Consider the following 17139-nt stretch of genomic DNA (forward strand, 5'->3'; position numbering starts at 1 on the left):
GATCTCCACGCTGGTCGCCCGACCTAGAGCTTCCTCTAGATCCTCCAAGGACGACGCTTTGCGTTGGCTGCCATCAGGCAAAGCAACATCGGCGGCGGGAAAGCCGACACTGATTGCAAGTTGAGTTTCAAGCTGCTGCTGCTTGAGGCAAAGCGCCAAGGTCCGAACATGGGCTTCGACCCAGGCCTGCGACAGCAAGAGAGCGGGATCAGGTGCTGCGCCCTCCCCGTTCTTGTCCATCAGATTTGGCGCCTGCTCAGTCGCAACCACGACAACTTCCCGTCTTCCGCCCGCACGTGACGAAAGGCAAAGTCGTGGTATTGTCGGAATCAGCCATGATCCGAGCTCCAACCAGCTTGGGTTTGGTCAGGTCGGGCAAGGTGGACCAACACCTCGTCCGACCGTTTCACGCGTATCTGCGAGCGTCAGCAATAAAGTCGACTTTTTTGACCAATGTCAAACAAAAATACTGATTTTGAATAATGAGCTTGATTTCGGTAGAGCAATGTAGGGGAGCAAGAGCGATGCTTGGATGGAGCCAGGGCAAATTGGCTGAGGCCGCGGCGGTATCAAGGACAACCGTTGTTGATTTCGAAAGGGGCATCCGCATCCCACACCGGAACAATCTTTCTGCTATTCGTCGTGCTCTGGAGGCGGCTGGCATAGAGTTTATTCCTGAGAACGGTGGCGGAGCAGGTGTGCGACTTTTTCGTCGTTCTAGCGACGCATGACCCAAGGTGGGCATTGAAAAGGCAGACTGCGAGGCGAAACGTGACTAGCTGAAAGCCGTCACGACGGCCATGTGCGGCGCATTGCTGCTCGGCAGCTTATGGGGCCGACATGAGACGCATTGCCGAACTGCGGCCTAGACCCGGTTCCCCTGAGGGCGATGGATCCATTATCGGCGGAGCACAGCGAGGTAGGGACAAAAGAATTTTCGAGAATCTTTCATGCCATGATCGACAACGGAAATTTCGTGGAGCCGTGCCGGAATGGTACGGCTTCTATCCACACCCGGTGATCGCGACGGCGATGTCAGGCCGTCCCGTTCCGTCCTTCGTCCAGCAACGGCATTCCGTATTGGCGGATTTCGTGAACACCCAAAAGGCCGCTCAACACGCCGACATGCATGATGCCTCTAAGCACGCTGCGGTTCCGGCGGGCGGGCCAGACCATCGTCAGGACGGCGGACACGAAGCAAAAGGCCACTTTCGCCGACGCCAGCGCGAATTGTTTGGCGCGCGCTTTTCCCGCCGACCTGCTCCGCAGCAGATGGCCATGCGTCTGCCCCACGCGGTAACGGCGCTTGCTGAGCCAGCCGAATGTGGCGCGCTCGGGCGTCACGAGTTCGTCGACCCAGGCCTTGGCGGCGTAGGCGACCATGCCACCGGCCTTGTGCACCTGATCGAAGAACTCCGTGTCCTCGCCACCGGTCTGCCCGCGCGCCAGGTTGAAACGCCGTCCGGAAATGCTCTCCGCGTCCATGCGCAAGAGAACGTTGCAGGTGTAACCGGTGCGGATCTCTCCCTCCACCCAAACCGGAAAGGTCGAGTGAAAATCTCCAAGGCTCATCCACTCGGGAGCGTCGGGCAGGTATCGTGCCTTGACTGGGCCGAGTACCGCATCGGCGCCGGTAATTTCCGCCGTCTCGACCAGTTTGGCGAGCCATTGGCTGGAAGCTGTTTCGTCGTCGTCAATGAATGCGACAAAATCAGCCCTGCTCGCGTCAAGGCAGGCGTTCCGCGCGATGGAAATATTCCGGGCCGGGCAACAAAGGTAGCGGATTGGCAGGCCGAGCCCTTGGGTCAGTTGCGCGACGAGTTGCTTCGCCGTCGGCGTGTCGTCATTGTCGGCGACGATCACGCCGATCCGGTATCCGGGCGGCTGATCCATGGCAGCGATCGAACGAAGCGTGTCCGCGATTTCCGAGCGGCGAAACGTGCAGACGCAAATGTCAATTTCGGTGGCTTTCGGCATCGATGCCTCCTTTCGCATTGCAAAAGAAAAGGCATCATCTGTGCCAACTACCCCATTGTTCGGCTAAACCATTGAGCTGAAATCGTTATCGCGCCCAGCGGCGGCCGAGGGATTTGGTTGCTGGATTGTGCAATGCACAATTGCACGGCGCTTTTCCGTGGGAAGCCGCCAAATTATGTGCACTCGAAATGCGATGGCGGCCGCTATCTTGATCTGTCCGACAGCATAGGGGCGCATAGCGCTCCGTCATGTTTAGGCTGAAAGCGGACTGGCAGCTTCGGAACTTGGGATGCCAATAGCTGACGTTTTGCATTGGAGGCTTTGAGTCTCGACCTGACCCGAAGCCGTATTGCTCCATTCTGTCGAAAGGTCGGCTCGGGGGGAACCTTGCCATTTGAAGCGGCTGCGGGAATGAGCTAGTGAGCGTCGCCTGCGCTCAATGATCAAAAATAGCGTAGGCGCGTGGCTTCAAGCGACTGCTGAAAAGAACACTGAATTTCTCTAAGCGGCAGAGGCGGCGGCGGGATATAGTCTACGTCTCCGATGTCATGTTTGAGGTGTGGCGCAAGTTTTGAAACGACGCGCTCATAATGGGCAGCTTCGATGCTGTCGCGGATGCGTTTCATTGTCTTGCGCGACGCGATGGCAACCGCCTTCAGGAGCGGGTGCAAAGGGATCGGGAATGCAACCGATGCGTCTCGATTGATGTGCATCTTAACGTCCTCTTCGTAAATCGAGGATGCTCTGAGAGATCTGCCAAGGGAAACGAGTTGCGCAAATGCGGTCGATGAGCGAGCTTGATGACCATGGGCATGCCCGTGGGTTTTGACCTCGATCTCCTCCGCAGCTTCGTCGCTATCGCGGAGGAAAGGAGCTTTACCCGTGCAGCGGCCCGCGTCGGGCGGACGCAGTCGGCAGTCTCCCTGCAAATGCAGCGGCTCGAAGGGGTTCTCGGTCAGACTGTGATCATCCGAGGCAAGGGTGGCAGCGTCGAGCTGAACCCGGAAGGGCAGTATTTGCTCGGACGAGCACGCGAGCTCCTGGCGCTCAATGACGACATCATGCGGTCGCTGCACGCCACTCCGGTGCACGGCACGATACGGTTGGGCATCGCGGAAGAACTGTCGGCGCGCTATCTGCCGCGAATACTCGATCGCTTCTCCCATGCCGCGCCTGCGGTCGAGGTCGAAGTCGCGGTCGCAGCGTCCTGCTTCCTCGCCCTGAAGTTGAAGAGCGGCGAGCTCGACCTAGCCCTATTGAGGGCGGGCCTGGAGCCTCGGCAATGGCCCGCGGTCGAGATCTGGCACAGCCCGATGAGGTGGGTCACATCGGACACGCACCGCCAGCATCTGCGCGATCCACTTCCGCTGTCGATTTCGCCCGCGGATTGCCCGTGGCGTCCGTCCGAATTCAGCGAATGCCTGTGGCACGGCATGGTGATCCGAGCGCTGGAGCAAGGCGGACGCAACTACCGCGTCGTTTCGACATCCACAACGACGCAGGGACAGATGGCCGCCGCGCAAGCCGGGCTGGCAGTGACGAACACGCTCGCCGACGACCGCTTAGCCGAGGGATTGAGAATCGTGCGGGCAGATGAGGGGCTGCCCGAACTGCCAGAGTGCCGTTACCTCATGCTCACGGCGCGCGAGCCGCGTCAGCCCGCCACGGACATGCTGGCGGCGCAGGTCAGCGAGGTCTTTGGGGGCACTGCGAGGCGTGCTCCACGACCGCCATCCACCCAGGCGATCACCGGATGAACAAGGCAGAGCTCACCCCTACGGCCGATATTGGGCGCATTGCTGACCGGCGGCCTTTGGTCCGGTAGCGGACTGACGGCATTTAACCTCAGGAATACGATAGCGGACACTCATTTGCTGGTGAGTTCGGATCGAATGCAGAAGGAACGTGCAAGCATTCCGCGCGTTGCTGTATGTGCAGACCCGGCAGAAAGACCCGATGTCAAAATTTAGCCGCCGCAGGCTCCTGGCAACGGCTGCAACATGCGCCGCCTTCGCCACCCTGACCGCTTGCACGAGCGTTCGTGAACACGGCCAGAGAGCGTTTGGCCCGCGGCCAGAGCAACTTCCCCAGCTCGGTGTCGATCCCCTCTTCGGCGATTATCACCAGATGTATGCCGCCACGCTGGACCGTAGCTATGACATCCCGGCTGTTCCAATCGAGGAGATTGACCCGAAATACTATCGGCAGGTCGTTCCGGACCCGACCGGCGAGCAGCCGGGAACTGTTGTCGTCGACACGTCGAACCACTTTCTCTATTTCGTGGGTAATATGGGGGATGCACTCCGCTACGGCGTTGGCCTCGGCCGTGAGGGCTTTGAGTGGTCGGGCCGCGGAGTGATCCAGTGGAAACAGAAATGGCCGCGCTGGTTCCCGCCAGACGAAATGATCGACCGCCAGCCCGAGCTTGAGAAATACCGTGCGCGGCAGATCCCGGGCACGAACGATTGGGAGGGCGGCATGGAGCCGGGTGTCATGAATCCGCTCGGGGCGCGCGCGCTCTATGTTTTCCACGATGGCAAGGACACGCTCTATCGGCTGCACGGATCGCCGGAATGGTCGTCAATTGGTAAGTCCGTGTCCTCGGGCTGCGCGAGGCTAATCAACCAGGATATTATCGATCTCTATGACCGCGTGTATCGCACTGGTTGACCGGGCGGCTCAACCCGGGCCTCTTACGCGAGATAGCCGGAGAGGCCGTCCCACAACAATTTGAACGAGGTCACGACCAGCAATCCGTAGCAGGCCCGATAGAGCTGACGCTGGTCCAGCCTTGCGTGAAGCCGCCAACCAAGCCATATGCCTGCGGGAATAGCGAACAGGCAAACCATCATCAGTATCCAGTCGTTGCCTGCCGGCTTCACCAGCAGCAACCACGGCACCGCCTTGATCGCATTGCCCACGGTAAAGAACAGACTCGTGGTTCCCGCATAGATTTCCTTGCTGAGACCGAGCGGCAGCAGATACATCGCCAACGGCGGCCCGCCCGAATGAGCCACCATGGTCGTGATTCCCGATGTGAGACCGGCAGCGACCGCCTTCGGCGATGAACGCGGACCTACCGCCACCTTACCGCCTCCCACAAACCATAGGCTGACAAAGATCAGGGTAATCGCCGCCATCAGGATCGCGATGGCCCGATGGTCCAAACTGCGGAACAGCACAAAGCCGAGCCCAATACCGATCACGAGCCCCGGTAAGAGCAGGACAAGGTCCGGCTTCGACCAGGTCGAAGGCTTCCAATAGCGCAGCGCGAACAGATCCATCGCAATGAACAGCGGCGCGAGCAGCCCACCTGCGGTGACCGGATCCATCACCGTCGACAAAAGCGGAATGCCGATGATGGCGAAGCCGCCACCGAACGCTCCCCTCATGAAGGAGATCAGGAACACGGCGGCAAAAGCGACAAAGATCGTGGCAGCGGTCAGCTGCGGCGCAACTGCGGAGGCGATCATGACATCCTCCCCGTTTCGGAGAGTGTGAAGAAGCCGCGCACCGCCGCTTCGATCTGGGAGCGTGCGAGGCCAATGTCCCGTAGCTCGTGGTCCTCGAACTCGCGCAAAGCGCCGATGGCTTGCCGCCGGGATATCTCCTTGGCGAGGACGCGGAAGCGCTGAAACACCGATCGTACGGGGACAGGCAGCGGACCACCGTGTCGACCGAGCGGGAAGGGCTTGGACTGTTCGATATTGGTCATTACTTTCTTCCTTTGGTTTTTCGCCGCTTCCCTTAAGGGCAAGCGGGAGGATTGCGCGTACAGTGCGCTCGTTTGGCCCCTTGTGTGGGCCGTTATCAGATGGAATTCACCGGCACCTCGGATCATCTTCGATCAATCGGTGCAATGCGGGTGTTGCTGTCAAATAAATTGCATGCTAAAAATCTCGGTGCAATAGAAACATTGATCTCGGTGCAATTATGTCGACAAGCGAGTATCTGAAGCTGGCTGATGAAGTCGCCTCCGAAATCGTCGACGGACGCTTGAAACCAGGCGATCGCCTCCCGCCTCAGCGCACATTTGCGTACCAACGCGGCATCGCTGCCTCAACCGCCAGCCGGGTCTATGCTGAATTGCTGCGGCGTGGCCTCGTCGTCGGCGAAGTGGGGCGTGGAACATTTATCTCGGGGCAATCGCGTCGGGGCGATGCGGCAACCAGGGACCCAGGCGACCCGCGAGTCGATCTGGAATTCAACTTTCCGATCCTGCCGGGACAAGCCGAGCTGATGGCCAAAAGTCTGGCCGGGCTATCCAATCCGGACGCCTTGCAAACTGCATTGAAGCCCGCGACGAGTCGGGGCAATTCGGCCGCACGCGAGCTTGGCGCCCGAGTCCTTGCCCGAGGTGGCTGGATGCCGGATCCGGAGGGGATGGCCTTTACCGGCGGTGGCCGCCAATCCATTGCCGCTGCGATTGCGACGCTGGTGCCAGCAGGCGCGCGTTGCGGCGTCGAGGCACTCACCTATCCGCTCGTCAAGGGCATCGCCATGCGGCTGGGGGTAACGCTTGTGCCGATTGCCATGGACGACCATGGAATTCGTCCGGACGCCATTGAGAAGGCTCATCACGAAGCACGTCTGTCTGCGGTTTATATCCAGCCAACGCTGCACAACCCGCTCGGCGTGACCGTGCCGCCTGCCCGACGCGAGGAACTGGTGCGGCTGGCCGAAAGGCTTGCCCTCACCATGATAGAGGACGCCGTGTACGGGTTTCTTGTCGATGAGATTCCACTCGCTGGACTGGCGCCAAACCACTGCGTGTTCGTCGACAGCCTGTCGAAACGGGTCGCGCCGGGGCTCACCCTGGGCTTCATCAGCGCCCCGGTAAGCTTACGCGAGCGGCTCATGGCCTCCATTCGTTCGGGCGGGTGGACAGCCAGCGGTTTTGCCTTCGCCGCTGCCCAGCGCTTGATAACCGACGGTGTGGCGAACGAACTGGTGAACCGCAAACGCGAAGATGCGCGGCAGCGCCAGAGTGTCGCCGCTGACTGTCTTGCCGGCCAGAGTGTGCAATCAGACAGCCGCTCCTATCACTTGTGGCTGACGCTGCCAGAACGTTGGCGCTCGCAGGCCTTTGTCACAACAGCTGCACGGCATGGGATCGCCATTACGCCATCCAGCGCGTTTGCCGTAAGCTCGGGTTACGCGCCAAATGCGGTGCGCCTTGCATTGGCCGCGCCACCCATGGAAAGGCTGCGAGAGGCGCTGCAGACTCTGGCGCGCATGCTGAATGCCAGCGAGCAGGATTTTGACTTTGCGGAGTAGCGGCATTGCATCGGGAGCAAGCCGCTGGCTTCCTAGCCCGACGCCAACGTTCCGCTACTTTCCGGATGGCGCTCAAACCACAGCGCACTGATCCCGCACGATGCGCGTTCTGGCTGCCGAAGCCGTTGGAAGGCTGGCTCTCTGAATCATTTTGCGACCGCTTGCCATCGTTATCGAACGGGCGGGCGCAATGCGGGCTTTGGCTATCGCAAACATCCCGCGCTGCAGCGCATGTATTGAGCGCAGGCGTGGCGCAAACCAGCAGGGCCAGCATGGCGAAAATTCGGCGAAGGTAAGGGGATGGCTAATGAACAAATCGGTGTTTGTCATGGATTTCACCCAGCCATTTTACGACAACCTGGATCGTGGACGGCGTCACGACGCAACATCAGTCGGTAAGTTCAACTTTGACCTGGTCATCACCTACTTTGGCTTTACTGCCCCGATTCCCTGCACAGACAAATGCCGACGGCGGCAAGTCAGTCCGCTTTTAGCCCTCCCGCTTCAACACCGCTGGATCGACGGGAAGCTTTCGCAGGCGCTTGCCAGTTGCCGCGAAGATCGCATTGGTCACTGCGGGGACAATGCATGACGTACCGGCCTCGCCCATTCCGCCCGGCGCTTCGGTGCTCTGGACGATATGCACCTCGACGGCTGGCGCCTCATCCATCCGCAGGATCTGGTAGGTGTCGAAATTGGTTTGCTCGACCCGGCCGTCCTTCAGCGTGATCTCGCCATAGAGCGCTGCGGTAATGCCGAACATGACCGCGCTCTGGACTTGTGCCTTGACGGTGTCGGGATTGACGACGGTGCCACAATCGACCGCGCAGACGACGCGTCGGACGCGGACCGCGCCGTCGTCGGCTACTTCGACTTCGGCCACGTGCGCCATGTAGCTGGCAAACGCGTTCTGGATCGAGATGCCGCGTCCGGCCCGCGACGGGAGCTTTTGTCCCCAGCCTGCTTTTTCGGCTGCGAGCGCCAACACGGCCTTGGCCCGAGGCGTCTTGTCGAGAAGCGCCAGGCGATACGAGACCGGGTCCTGCTTTGCCGCTGTTGCCAACTCGTCCATGAAGCTTTCGGTCACGAACACATTGTGCGACGGGCCGACGCTACGCCAGAACGCGGTCGGGATGCCGGGCGGTTCTACGCGCACATATTCGACGTGGAGATTCGGAAGGTCGTAGACGAGATGGATGGCGCCCTCGGTCGTGTCGGGGTCGAGGCCGTTGCTGAAGGCGGGCGGCAACCACCTTGCTAGGATCGAGGACCCGGCAAAGTGGTTTTTCCACGCGACCGGCATGCCTCTGGCGTCGAGACCAGCCGACAGCCGGTCGAAGAACATAGGCCGGTACATATCATGCTGGATATCCTCCTCGCGGGTCCACACGACCTTGACCGGTCCGTCGACTTGTTTGGCGATCTCGACGGCGCGAACAACGCCGTCGGCCTCGAGCCGTCGCCCGAAACCGCCGCCGATCAGGTGATTGTGTACGACGACCTTATGCAACGGAAGACCAGCGGTCTCCGCCGCTGCCGCTTGTACACGTGCGAGAGCCTGGTTGCCGACCCAGATTTCGCAGCCATCGCCACGCACATGAACCGTACAGTTCATCGGCTCCATCGTCGCATGCGCGAGGAACGGAACCTGGTAGTTTGCCTCGACCTTGATCGCCGCACCCGCCATTGCGCCGTCGGCATCGCCGATGCTCTGGGCAACCGCGCCCGGATTGAGCGTCGCCTGTTCAAGTTCGCCGAGGATCGCAGCAGTGTCCAGTTTGGCGTGTTGACCTTCGTCCCATTCGATCACCAGCGCCTCGAGGCCCTTCTTGGCTGCTCCCATGTGATCGGCCACGACGGCTACGGCGTCATCGAGCTGCACGATCTGGCGCACACCGTTGATGGCTTTGGCCGCGGCGGCGTCGACGCTCTTGACGCGCCCACCAAACACCGGCGACTGCGTGAGCGTCGCGACCTTCACGCCCGGGGGGCGGGCATCGATGCCATAGAGGGCCGTCCCGTTGACCTTCGCCGGCGTGTCGAGACGCTTCGCCGGCGTGCCGATGAGTTTGAAATCCTGCGGCCGCTTGAGTTCGATGCTTGTCGGAACTGGCATCCGCGCTGCTTCGGCGGCAAGCTCACCGTAGCCGAGGCGCCGCCCGGTTGGCGCGTGGACCGCTTCACCGCTTTCGGCATGACACGTCGCCGGATCGACAGCCCAGCGTTTCGCCGCAGCGGCCACCAGCATGGTTCTGGCGACTGCGCCCGCGTTGCGCATTGGTTCCCATGCCCCGCGGATGGCATTCGAGTTGCCGGTCGCTTGCACCCCCAGCAGCGGGTTGACGTAAAATTTTTCGTTGGGCGGGGCGTGTTCAAGATCAACGCGCTTCAGATCGACCTCAAGTTCTTCTGCGATCAGCATCGGGATCGACGTGTAGGTGCCCTGCCCCATCTCCACATAAGGCATAGTCAGAACGATGCGCCCGTCGCCTCCCACCGTGATGAACGCATTGGGCTGAAAACTTTCACCTTCGGCCGCTTCGGCTGTGAAAGGCATGCTGAGACTGAGCACAAGGCCCCCGCTTGCGGTGGCTGCAACTTGCAAAAATCTGCGCCGGGAAAGAGCGTTGGCGAATGGCGGTTTGCTCAGGCTTGAAACCGGGGACTCGTGATGATTGCTGATCATGATTGCCTCCCCTCTCAGATCGCCGCCGCCAACTTGATTGCTTCGCGAATGCGGACATAGGTCCCGCAGCGGCAAATATTGCCAGACATCGCCTCATTGATTTCGTCGTCGGTCGGATGCGGGTTGCTGGCAACGAGCGCGGAAGCCGACATGATCTGGCCGGACTGACAGTAACCGCATTGAACGACTTCCCGATCGAGCCACGCCGTCTGAATCTTGGCGCCCGCTTCCGTTGCGCCGACCGCTTCGATCGTGGTGACTTCGGAGTCCCCGATGCTGTCGATGGGGGTTATGCAGGAACGGGTGGCAACTCCGTCGACATGGACAGTGCAGGCGCCACACAGCGCCAAGCCGCAGCCGAACTTCGTGCCGGTCATGCCGAGCACGTCGCGCAGCACCCACAACAGAGGGGTATCGTCGTCGACATCCACCGCTTGGGGCACGCCATTTACCTTGATCGTCGCTACCATGGTTCTCCTCCTCTGGCTAACTCCCCGGTTGCTGACGCGCATGCCGCGGCTGGAAGAAACGCTAGGAGCCACGGCGGCCCGTGAATTACGGGGTGGTTCTGGCTACTTCGATAGTCACCTCCGCGACCTCCGGCGCCCTCGAAATCATCGGCACGCGGCTCGTTGGCGCATTGATCTCTCCTTCCTTGAAGGCCAAACCAACTGTCTTCTTGTCCACCTGCTCAAAAGCCATCGACGTCGATGACGGCCTTTGCAAAAGCCTGCGGAGCTTCCTGCGGCAGGTTGTGTCCGATCCCGCCCTCGATGAGCCGGTACTCATATTTGCCGGAAAACTTTTTCGCATAGGCACTAGGGTCCGGGTGCGGCGCACCGTTGGCATCACCTTCAAGAGTGATGGTCGGCACCGATATTACAGGAAATTCGGCAAGCCGCTTTTCCAAATCGTCGTATTGGGGCTCGCCTTCGGCCAATCCGAGGCGCCAGCGATAGTTGTTGATCACAACCGCGACATGGTCCGGATTGTCGAAGGATGCGGCCGACCGCTCGAAAGTGGCGTCGTCGAAGGCCCATTGCGGCGACGCGATCTGCCAGATCAGCCTCGCGAAATCGCGGGTGTATTTTGCGTAGCCGTCGCGGCCGCGGTCGGTGGCAAAGTAATACTGATACCACCACTGGAGCTCGGCCTTCGGCGGCAGCGGCACCGCACCGAGCTTCTGGCTGCCGATGAGATAGCCGCTTACCGAAACCATCGCCGTACAGCGCTCGGGCCAAAGGGCGGCGACGATATTTGCGGTGCGGGCGCCCCAGTCGCAGCCGGCGATCGTCGCGCTCTTAAGCCCCAGTGCGTCCATCAGGGCGATGACGTCGGCGGCTAGCGCGGAGGGCTGGCCATTGCGTAACGCCTCATCCGAAAGAAAGCGAGTTGCGCCATAACCGCGCAAATGTGGAACGATGACGCGATATCCTTTGGATGCAAGAATTGGCGCGACGTCGACATAGGTGTGGATGTCGTAGGGCCAGCCGTGCAGGAGGATTACAGGGGCGCCGTCGGAAGGGCCGACTTCGGCATATCCGACATTCAGGGCACCGGCATCTATCTGCTTCAGTGTGTCGAATGAACTTCGCGACGACGCCGATGAGGACGCCGCTTTTGCCGATGCGCTTATGCCGAGTTCAACTGCGGCAAACGTAATCGCTGCAGCGCCAATGACGCTGCGGCGCCGGTGATCGATTTTCTCGGTGGTCGCGGTCCTTGTCATGATCAAAGCGCTCTCATCCTGTGAATCCATTGATTGGCGAGACAGTTAGTAGCATTGGCTCACCAACCTGTGCGTGCCGCAGGAGTTCGGGTCAGGAGGACCCAACTCACGACCCCAACCCAGATGAGGCCGATGACGGGCGAAACGAACCGCGAATAGCCACCGTCTGGCGCCCAGAATCCGCCGTTCAGCCAGGTGGTGCCACCCAGCAAGACGAGCACTATGGCTGCAACGCCTGCCGCAAACAGCGCGTTCGAAATCAGCTTTGCCCGCCAGAGCCCAAAGGCCGACGCCATGATCAGCATCGCGCGCGGGAACGAACTCAACACGACAGTCGCCCACGCGAAGTCGTTCAGTCCCGATGCCAGCGCGCCATTTCCGGCGCCAGCGATCGAGAACGCAAGCGCCGCGCCCACCGTGATGAGCACGAGGAAGAGCGCTCCGACCATAGCGCTAGCGGCGGTTGCCGCTCCGCCCCAACCGTCTTGCCCCGCATCCGCCAGGGTGGTCCTGAGCGCCGCAACGAACCACATAAGGTTGAGGAGCGCCATGCCCGAGATCACCGCGGCGATCAGGACCCATATGCGATCGGCCTCGTAAAATGCAGCGACCGCGTCAGCCGACGCTCCCATCTGCGGCTGGTAGCCGTAGATGGCGTACGAGATGACAAGGAAGACCGCGAAGTTGATGCCGCTTGCGCGCCACAAGCGCTCCCAGAACAAGCCGGTGGCGTAGACGCTGGTGGTTGGGGTAGTGACTGTCGCGGGTATGCTCATGGGGATGTCCTGTCAGGCTCGAGTTGGATCTTGTGTCGCTGCGCGCTAGGCTAGGAAAGGCACGAGTTGGGCGTTGATCTCGTCCGCGCGCGTCCACGTCAGGCCGTGGGAGGCTCCCTTGAGCTCCACGTACTTAGCGTTCTTGATCATTTTCGCCTGACGCCGCGCGGTCGCGTCCACCGGCAGGATACGGTCGTCGTCGCCATGGATGATCATAGTGGGAATATCGTTGCGGGGGAGGTCATTGCGGAAATCCTCGATCCAGGCGTCGACGCAAGCCACGGTGCCGATTGGCGAGGCGCCGATGGCGACCGCCCAATTGGCATCCATGACATGCTCGCTGACGCGCTTTTCGTCCTCGCCGCCGACACTGTAGAAATTCTTCAAGAACTCCCTAAGCGCGGCTGGTCGATCCGCCTTCAGGGCGGCCTTGGTGTCCTCGAACCCCTTGCGGTCGACGCCTTCTGGGTTGTCGGGTGTCTTGACGAGATAGGGACCGATCGTGCCGATTAGCACGGCCTTCTTCAGCCGCTTGGTGCCGTATTTGCCGATGTATCGCGTGATTTCCCCGGTGCCCATGGAGTGTCCGACCAGCGAGACGCCGGTCAGATCCAAGGCGCTCAACAGAGCATCGAGATCGGCCGCGAATGTATCGTAATTGTACCCGACACCGGGTTTGCTTGATCGGCCGAAGCCGCGGCGGTCATACGTGATCACGCGATGGCCTGCTGCGAGCAGCGCGGCGGTCTGCTTCTCCCACGCGTCGCCATTAAGCGGCCAGCCGTGAATGAGAACGACCGGTGGTCCGGAACCGTGGTCCTCGAAGTAAAGATCGATGGGTAGCGAGTTTTCCTGTCCGACGTTGATGTAATTGGTTGGGCTGCTCTCCTTCCTGGTTCCGGCCATTGAGGCTGTCGACAACAGCGGCGCGGCAAGTCCGGCTGTGGCAAGAGCAAGCGTTGCGCGTCTGGAGATTCCGTTCTGCGACGCAAGCGAATGGCTGCCTTCGGAAGCTGGGGTATTAGGTCGATCTGCGTTCATCAATATTCTCCATTTTTCAATCACTTATACGAGTTGATGCAAGTCCGGCGCGCCTCAGTCGAAGGTGCATTGCGGGCCGAAAACTTTGTCCCATCAAGTTGGTGGTGCGTAATATGACTGCTTGGAGGAGCGCGAGCTATTGCACGCGGGTAGCGCAAGATGACCGATGTGGCTGAGTCACCTAAGCCTAAGTTTACAAGGTGGCGTGGTGTGGAGCTGACCGTAGTTGACAGGTACGAGGATAGGACCTGATGGGTGATCACCAGCGCAAAGGCTTCGCGCGATGCGAAACAGTCAGGAGCCTGGTGGTTCGTCGGATAGTAGCTTGAGCTTGTCGGCCATTCGACCGAGCTCTGGAAGCGATCCGGCGCTCATTTTCTGCATCGCCCTGCTGCGATGAACCTTCACGGTCGCTTCGGCAATGCCGATGTCATGAGCAATCTGTTTGCTCAGACGGCCACGCGCGACCTGAACCATTATTTCCCGCTCCCTCGGGCTCAGTGAGCCGAAACGCTCCCTGAGTGCGGCCAAGTCCTGTTCACTTTCCCGCCGTGCAAGATCGCGAGAAAGACCGACCTGGATGGCATCAAGAAGATCCTGGTCACGGAATGGCTTGGTTAGAAACTCAATGGCGCCTGCTTTCATCGCTTGTACCGACATTGGGATGTCGCCGTGCCCCGTGATAAAGATGATCGGGACTTCCCTTTTTGCCCGAGCGAGCTCCCGCTGCAGATCGAGGCCGCTTTGCCCCGGCAGTCTGACATCGAGCACCAGACACGTAGGGCCGTTGGGCGGATCGGACTTGAGGAAGTCAGGAATTGACCCAAATAGCTGGAAATCTATGCCGAGTGATCGCAACAGACGCCCGACCGATGCTCGAAGATTCTCGTCGTCGTCGATGACTAAGACGGTGGAGTTTGCAGCAGACATCGTTGCTACTCGGATTGAAGCATCACGGGGATGTGACTCTGTCCCAGTTCGCAGGTTGGCCCGGCCGCACAGTTGTAATCCCAATCCCTGTACCTGAACAGGCTTAAGCTTAACCAGTACATGCAGCGTAGACTTAAAGCCATGTGCAGAGATAGCGCGGCAGCGTCATTTTGTGCCTGCCCCGAGACAAAAGCTACTGCGTTGCACCGGAGGCATACTGCCACAGGTCCGAGCCCAGCTCGCCGGGAGGACTCCAGTTTTTCCGGGTGACCGCCAGCCTTCAATCCTCGAAGGGCGCGTTCATCAACAGGTCGACGGTTGATGCCGACTGGTAGCCCGGGACGAAGCGCTCGCCGAAATCCCGCAGGAAATTGTCATAGCTTGTCTCCGGCCTCGTCTTGACGAGATGGCAGCACGTCTCGGCAAATTCATGCTTCATTTTGAGGCGCGGAAATGCACCGACAATTTCGGCGATCTCGACCGCGGGGATCACATCAAGACCAAAACCTGCCCAGTCGAGACCAATACCCATCGTGCCGAGCGCCACTTCCGCTTCCTTGTGAAGCGCGATCGATGGAGTCGAGTTGAGCGCGACGAGATCCCAAATCAGCTGCGCACGGTGGTCCGAGAAGCCCCGTTCCTTGATGAAGGAGCGAGCCGCGTCGGCGCCATTGACCTCGAAGCGGTTCGGACCGGATACACCGGCAGTGAGCCCGACGTCGTGGAGGATCGTGCCGACCGCGACCACCTCCAGGTCGCAGTCGATGTTCTTTAATTGCCCGATCCTTGCCGCGAACAACCACGACCGCATGACGTGGTTGAAGAGATAGGGCTCCGAAAGCCTTCGCGCATATTCGAGCGCCCCCGCGATCATCGCCGTATCAGGGACACTGACTCCCGCAACCAGACGTGTTTGAAACTGGACCATGTCTATCTCCTCGGCGGCCGTCAGGCCGCCTGTTAAAAGGCCACGGCGGGACACGCCGGCTTCCTGGCGGAAACCTTGCTCCTGCCTTGTTCCCTCGCCCGTTGTCCCGCGCAGGAGAGATCATGGACAAAGACTACAGCGAGCGCGCGGTTTCGATCGACCATCTGAAGTGTGGATGCAGGCCATACCGGAGTATAGGGTTGGGCTGACTGCGATCCTTCCGATGCGCCAATCGGGATCGGAGTTCCGCTCACCCCTCTATAGGCGTCGAGGAAAGCGTCCGTCCAAAAGCCTCCAAACGGTTACCTGATGCCTGGCAGCTTCGACCGGATTTGCGGGGTGCCGATAGCGCCGGTTGAGAGACTAGGCGCGTTGTATGGCGGACTCCGCGAGAAGGTTGCGGAGCCGAGCAAGTGCCGCTTTTTCGATCTGGCGCACACGCTCGGCGGTGATCTGCATATCCTGTGCAACGGTTTGAAGCGTTTCGACTTCATCGCTGAGATGTCGGCGTTGGACAACAAGTATTTCCCGGGGCTTGAGTGCACTGAGCGCATTTTCCAGGTCGAGATGCATCCGTTCGCCGTCGATGGTCTGTTCGGCAATCAAGTCCGGCCCTGCGTCACTGGAAGGAATCATTGCGGCCACCGACTCCCCATCGGGTCCAATCGGCGTGTCGAGGGAAACGAAGTTCGACTGGGGCAATTTCGGCCTCCCCTTCATGCGTCGGCTCGAAAGGATATCCCGGTTCGCTATCTGATAGCTGCTGACCTCTGACAATATCCACCAGCGCGCATATGTCCCGAACCGGAAGCCTTTGCTGGGATCGAAGCGACGGGCGGCTTCGAGGAGGCCGCATCGTGCTTCCTGCTTGGCATCCTCGATCGAAAGACCGCCACTGCGCAGATCACGGACAATTCTGGCAACAAGCGGTTCATAGGACAGCACCAATTTCTGCAGTGCGCCGTAATCGCCTCTGTGTCTCCAGAGAAAGAAAAGCGAGAGCTCTTCCTCTCGGCTCAGGGCTTCTGCGCGAATGGGAGCACCCTTTGCGTGCGAACGGCCAGTCCCACTGTAACGGTCCGCGCCTCGTTCGCGCGAAGCAGTCGCGGAACCCTCCGAAAACGTCGGGTGGCTGTGTACATGCTCGAAAGAGATGGGTTGCGCACCGGCGTCCATGGCTCAGAAACCCTTCGGGGGCACAAAGAGACAGATAGTGTGGTGGGCATCGAGTCCGGCCACATGGGCACACCAATGATACTCGCCGTCCGGCGAGTTCTTCACGCGTTTGTCGCCGTAGGCGACAACCTCGCCGGTACTCTGGATGACGTAGCCCTGGGGCTTCTCGCTGATCGCTGTTGCGTCGACCTCCTGGCAGTCCATACTGGAACAGCAGGCCCATGGATACGTCCATCCGGTCGGCGCCTGATGGGCACGGGCGGGAGGTGGCGTGAAAATGGCAACGGCGACCCATGCCAAGGCTGCGGCATTCGCGTAGGATGAGGTTCGACGGTTAGACATTGCATTATCCAGTCTGTTGCAGGTTACCTTTTTGGCTCGACTGATCGCGACCTTCGGGCAATGCAGACGTGAACAGCCGCTTCCACGAAGGCCATTCTCAATCATCGGCGCGGGGCACGCATGATTGGCGGCACGCGTGACGACTCGACCATCACGGCGCGGCGCGCGAAGGCTGGGCCCGGACCACGCATGTAGTGAAGCTCTGGCCGATAGCGCGGTGCTACGAAATCGTGAGCGGCGGAGTACCAGTTCATAAGCAGAGCATGGAGTTTCATCG

17 protein-coding genes and 1 pseudogene are annotated in these 17139 nt (G+C 60.3%); 4 read left to right on the forward strand and 14 right to left on the reverse strand.

The genetic code is table 11. The annotated features are described in order from the left end of the window. Positions 1–270 (reverse strand): annotated as a pseudogene (locus F3H98_RS26100) (hypothetical protein); the annotation flags it as partial. Between the two features lie 254 nt (positions 271–524). Here F3H98_RS26100 and F3H98_RS26105 point away from each other — a divergent pair. Then, positions 525–731 carry a helix-turn-helix domain-containing protein gene (locus tag F3H98_RS26105; protein WP_149763342.1) on the forward strand — a complete coding sequence of 69 codons (207 nt, stop codon included), beginning with the start codon at positions 525–527 and terminating at the stop codon, positions 729–731. Positions 732–1035: 304 nt separating this feature from the next. Here F3H98_RS26105 and F3H98_RS26110 read toward each other — a convergent pair whose 3' ends face one another. Together F3H98_RS26110 and F3H98_RS26115 are read right to left on the reverse strand one after the other, a co-directional pair. After that, positions 1036–1977: a glycosyltransferase family 2 protein gene (locus F3H98_RS26110; RefSeq protein ID WP_149763257.1), complete on the reverse strand. Its 942-nt coding sequence runs from the start codon at positions 1975–1977 to the stop codon at positions 1036–1038. Positions 1978–2420: 443 nt separating this feature from the next. Beyond that, positions 2421–2690 carry a hypothetical protein gene (locus F3H98_RS26115; RefSeq protein WP_149763258.1) on the reverse strand — a complete coding sequence of 90 codons (270 nt, stop codon included), beginning with the start codon at positions 2688–2690 and terminating at the stop codon, positions 2421–2423. An 87-nt stretch (positions 2691–2777) separates the two neighbouring features. Between F3H98_RS26115 and F3H98_RS26120 the strand changes: the two genes are divergently transcribed. Together F3H98_RS26120 and F3H98_RS26125 are read left to right on the forward strand one after the other, a co-directional pair. After that, positions 2778–3734, forward strand: a complete 957-nt coding sequence (locus F3H98_RS26120) for a LysR substrate-binding domain-containing protein (protein ID WP_149763259.1) — start codon at positions 2778–2780, stop codon at positions 3732–3734. A 199-nt stretch (positions 3735–3933) separates the two neighbouring features. Next, positions 3934–4647: a L,D-transpeptidase gene (locus F3H98_RS26125; protein WP_149763344.1), complete on the forward strand. Its 714-nt coding sequence runs from the start codon at positions 3934–3936 to the stop codon at positions 4645–4647. A 23-nt stretch (positions 4648–4670) separates the two neighbouring features. On the opposite strand, the gene F3H98_RS26130 is transcribed toward F3H98_RS26125, so the two are convergent. Further along, on the reverse strand, positions 4671–5450 hold the full coding sequence (locus F3H98_RS26130; protein ID WP_149763260.1) for a sulfite exporter TauE/SafE family protein: 780 nt from the start codon (positions 5448–5450) through the stop codon (positions 4671–4673). Then, entirely contained in the window at positions 5447–5692 is a 246-nt protein-coding gene (locus tag F3H98_RS26135; protein WP_149763261.1) for a DUF1127 domain-containing protein, read from the reverse strand. The genes F3H98_RS26130 and F3H98_RS26135 overlap by 4 nt, the downstream gene beginning before the upstream one ends. 218 nt (positions 5693–5910) lie before the next feature. On the opposite strand from F3H98_RS26135, the gene F3H98_RS26140 reads away from it, so the two are divergent. After that, the gene (locus tag F3H98_RS26140; protein WP_149763262.1) at positions 5911–7254 is read left to right on the forward strand and encodes an aminotransferase-like domain-containing protein; all 1344 of its coding nucleotides are present in this window, start codon (positions 5911–5913) and stop codon (positions 7252–7254) included. Positions 7255–7744: 490 nt separating this feature from the next. On the opposite strand, the gene F3H98_RS26145 is transcribed toward F3H98_RS26140, so the two are convergent. The 9 genes from F3H98_RS26145 to F3H98_RS26185 form a co-directional block, all read right to left on the reverse strand. Beyond that, a complete protein-coding gene (locus tag F3H98_RS26145) occupies positions 7745–9811 on the reverse strand; it encodes a xanthine dehydrogenase family protein molybdopterin-binding subunit (protein WP_244621909.1) in 2067 nt (688 codons plus the stop codon). 143 nt (positions 9812–9954) lie between these two features. Beyond that, complete coding sequence (locus F3H98_RS26150) at positions 9955–10410, reverse strand: (2Fe-2S)-binding protein (protein WP_149763264.1); 456 nt, start codon at positions 10408–10410, stop codon at positions 9955–9957. A 221-nt stretch (positions 10411–10631) separates the two neighbouring features. Continuing rightward, on the reverse strand, positions 10632–11669 hold the full coding sequence (locus F3H98_RS26155; protein WP_149763265.1) for an alpha/beta fold hydrolase: 1038 nt from the start codon (positions 11667–11669) through the stop codon (positions 10632–10634). Between the two features lie 59 nt (positions 11670–11728). Then, on the reverse strand, positions 11729–12445 hold the full coding sequence (locus F3H98_RS26160) for a hypothetical protein (protein ID WP_149763266.1): 717 nt from the start codon (positions 12443–12445) through the stop codon (positions 11729–11731). A gap of 45 nt (positions 12446–12490) precedes the next feature. Then, positions 12491–13486 (reverse strand): alpha/beta fold hydrolase, encoded by a 996-nt coding sequence (locus F3H98_RS26165; protein WP_244621910.1) that lies wholly within the window; start codon positions 13484–13486, stop codon positions 12491–12493. A 294-nt stretch (positions 13487–13780) separates the two neighbouring features. Continuing rightward, positions 13781–14416, reverse strand: a complete 636-nt coding sequence (locus F3H98_RS26170; protein ID WP_149763268.1) for a response regulator transcription factor — start codon at positions 14414–14416, stop codon at positions 13781–13783. A gap of 280 nt (positions 14417–14696) precedes the next feature. Then, on the reverse strand, positions 14697–15344 hold the full coding sequence (locus F3H98_RS26175) for an HD domain-containing protein (RefSeq protein ID WP_149763270.1): 648 nt from the start codon (positions 15342–15344) through the stop codon (positions 14697–14699). A gap of 363 nt (positions 15345–15707) precedes the next feature. Continuing rightward, positions 15708–16520, reverse strand: coding sequence for a sigma-70 family RNA polymerase sigma factor (locus tag F3H98_RS26180; RefSeq protein ID WP_149763272.1), 813 nt, complete (start codon positions 16518–16520; stop codon positions 15708–15710). A gap of 3 nt (positions 16521–16523) precedes the next feature. Beyond that, entirely contained in the window at positions 16524–16862 is a 339-nt protein-coding gene (locus F3H98_RS26185; RefSeq protein WP_188130565.1) for a hypothetical protein, read from the reverse strand. Positions 16863–17139 lie beyond the last annotated feature (277 nt).

Origin of the sequence: Neomesorhizobium albiziae, from assembly GCF_900114255.1 — a bacterium.
Lineage (GTDB): Bacteria > Pseudomonadota > Alphaproteobacteria > Rhizobiales > Rhizobiaceae > Neomesorhizobium > Neomesorhizobium albiziae.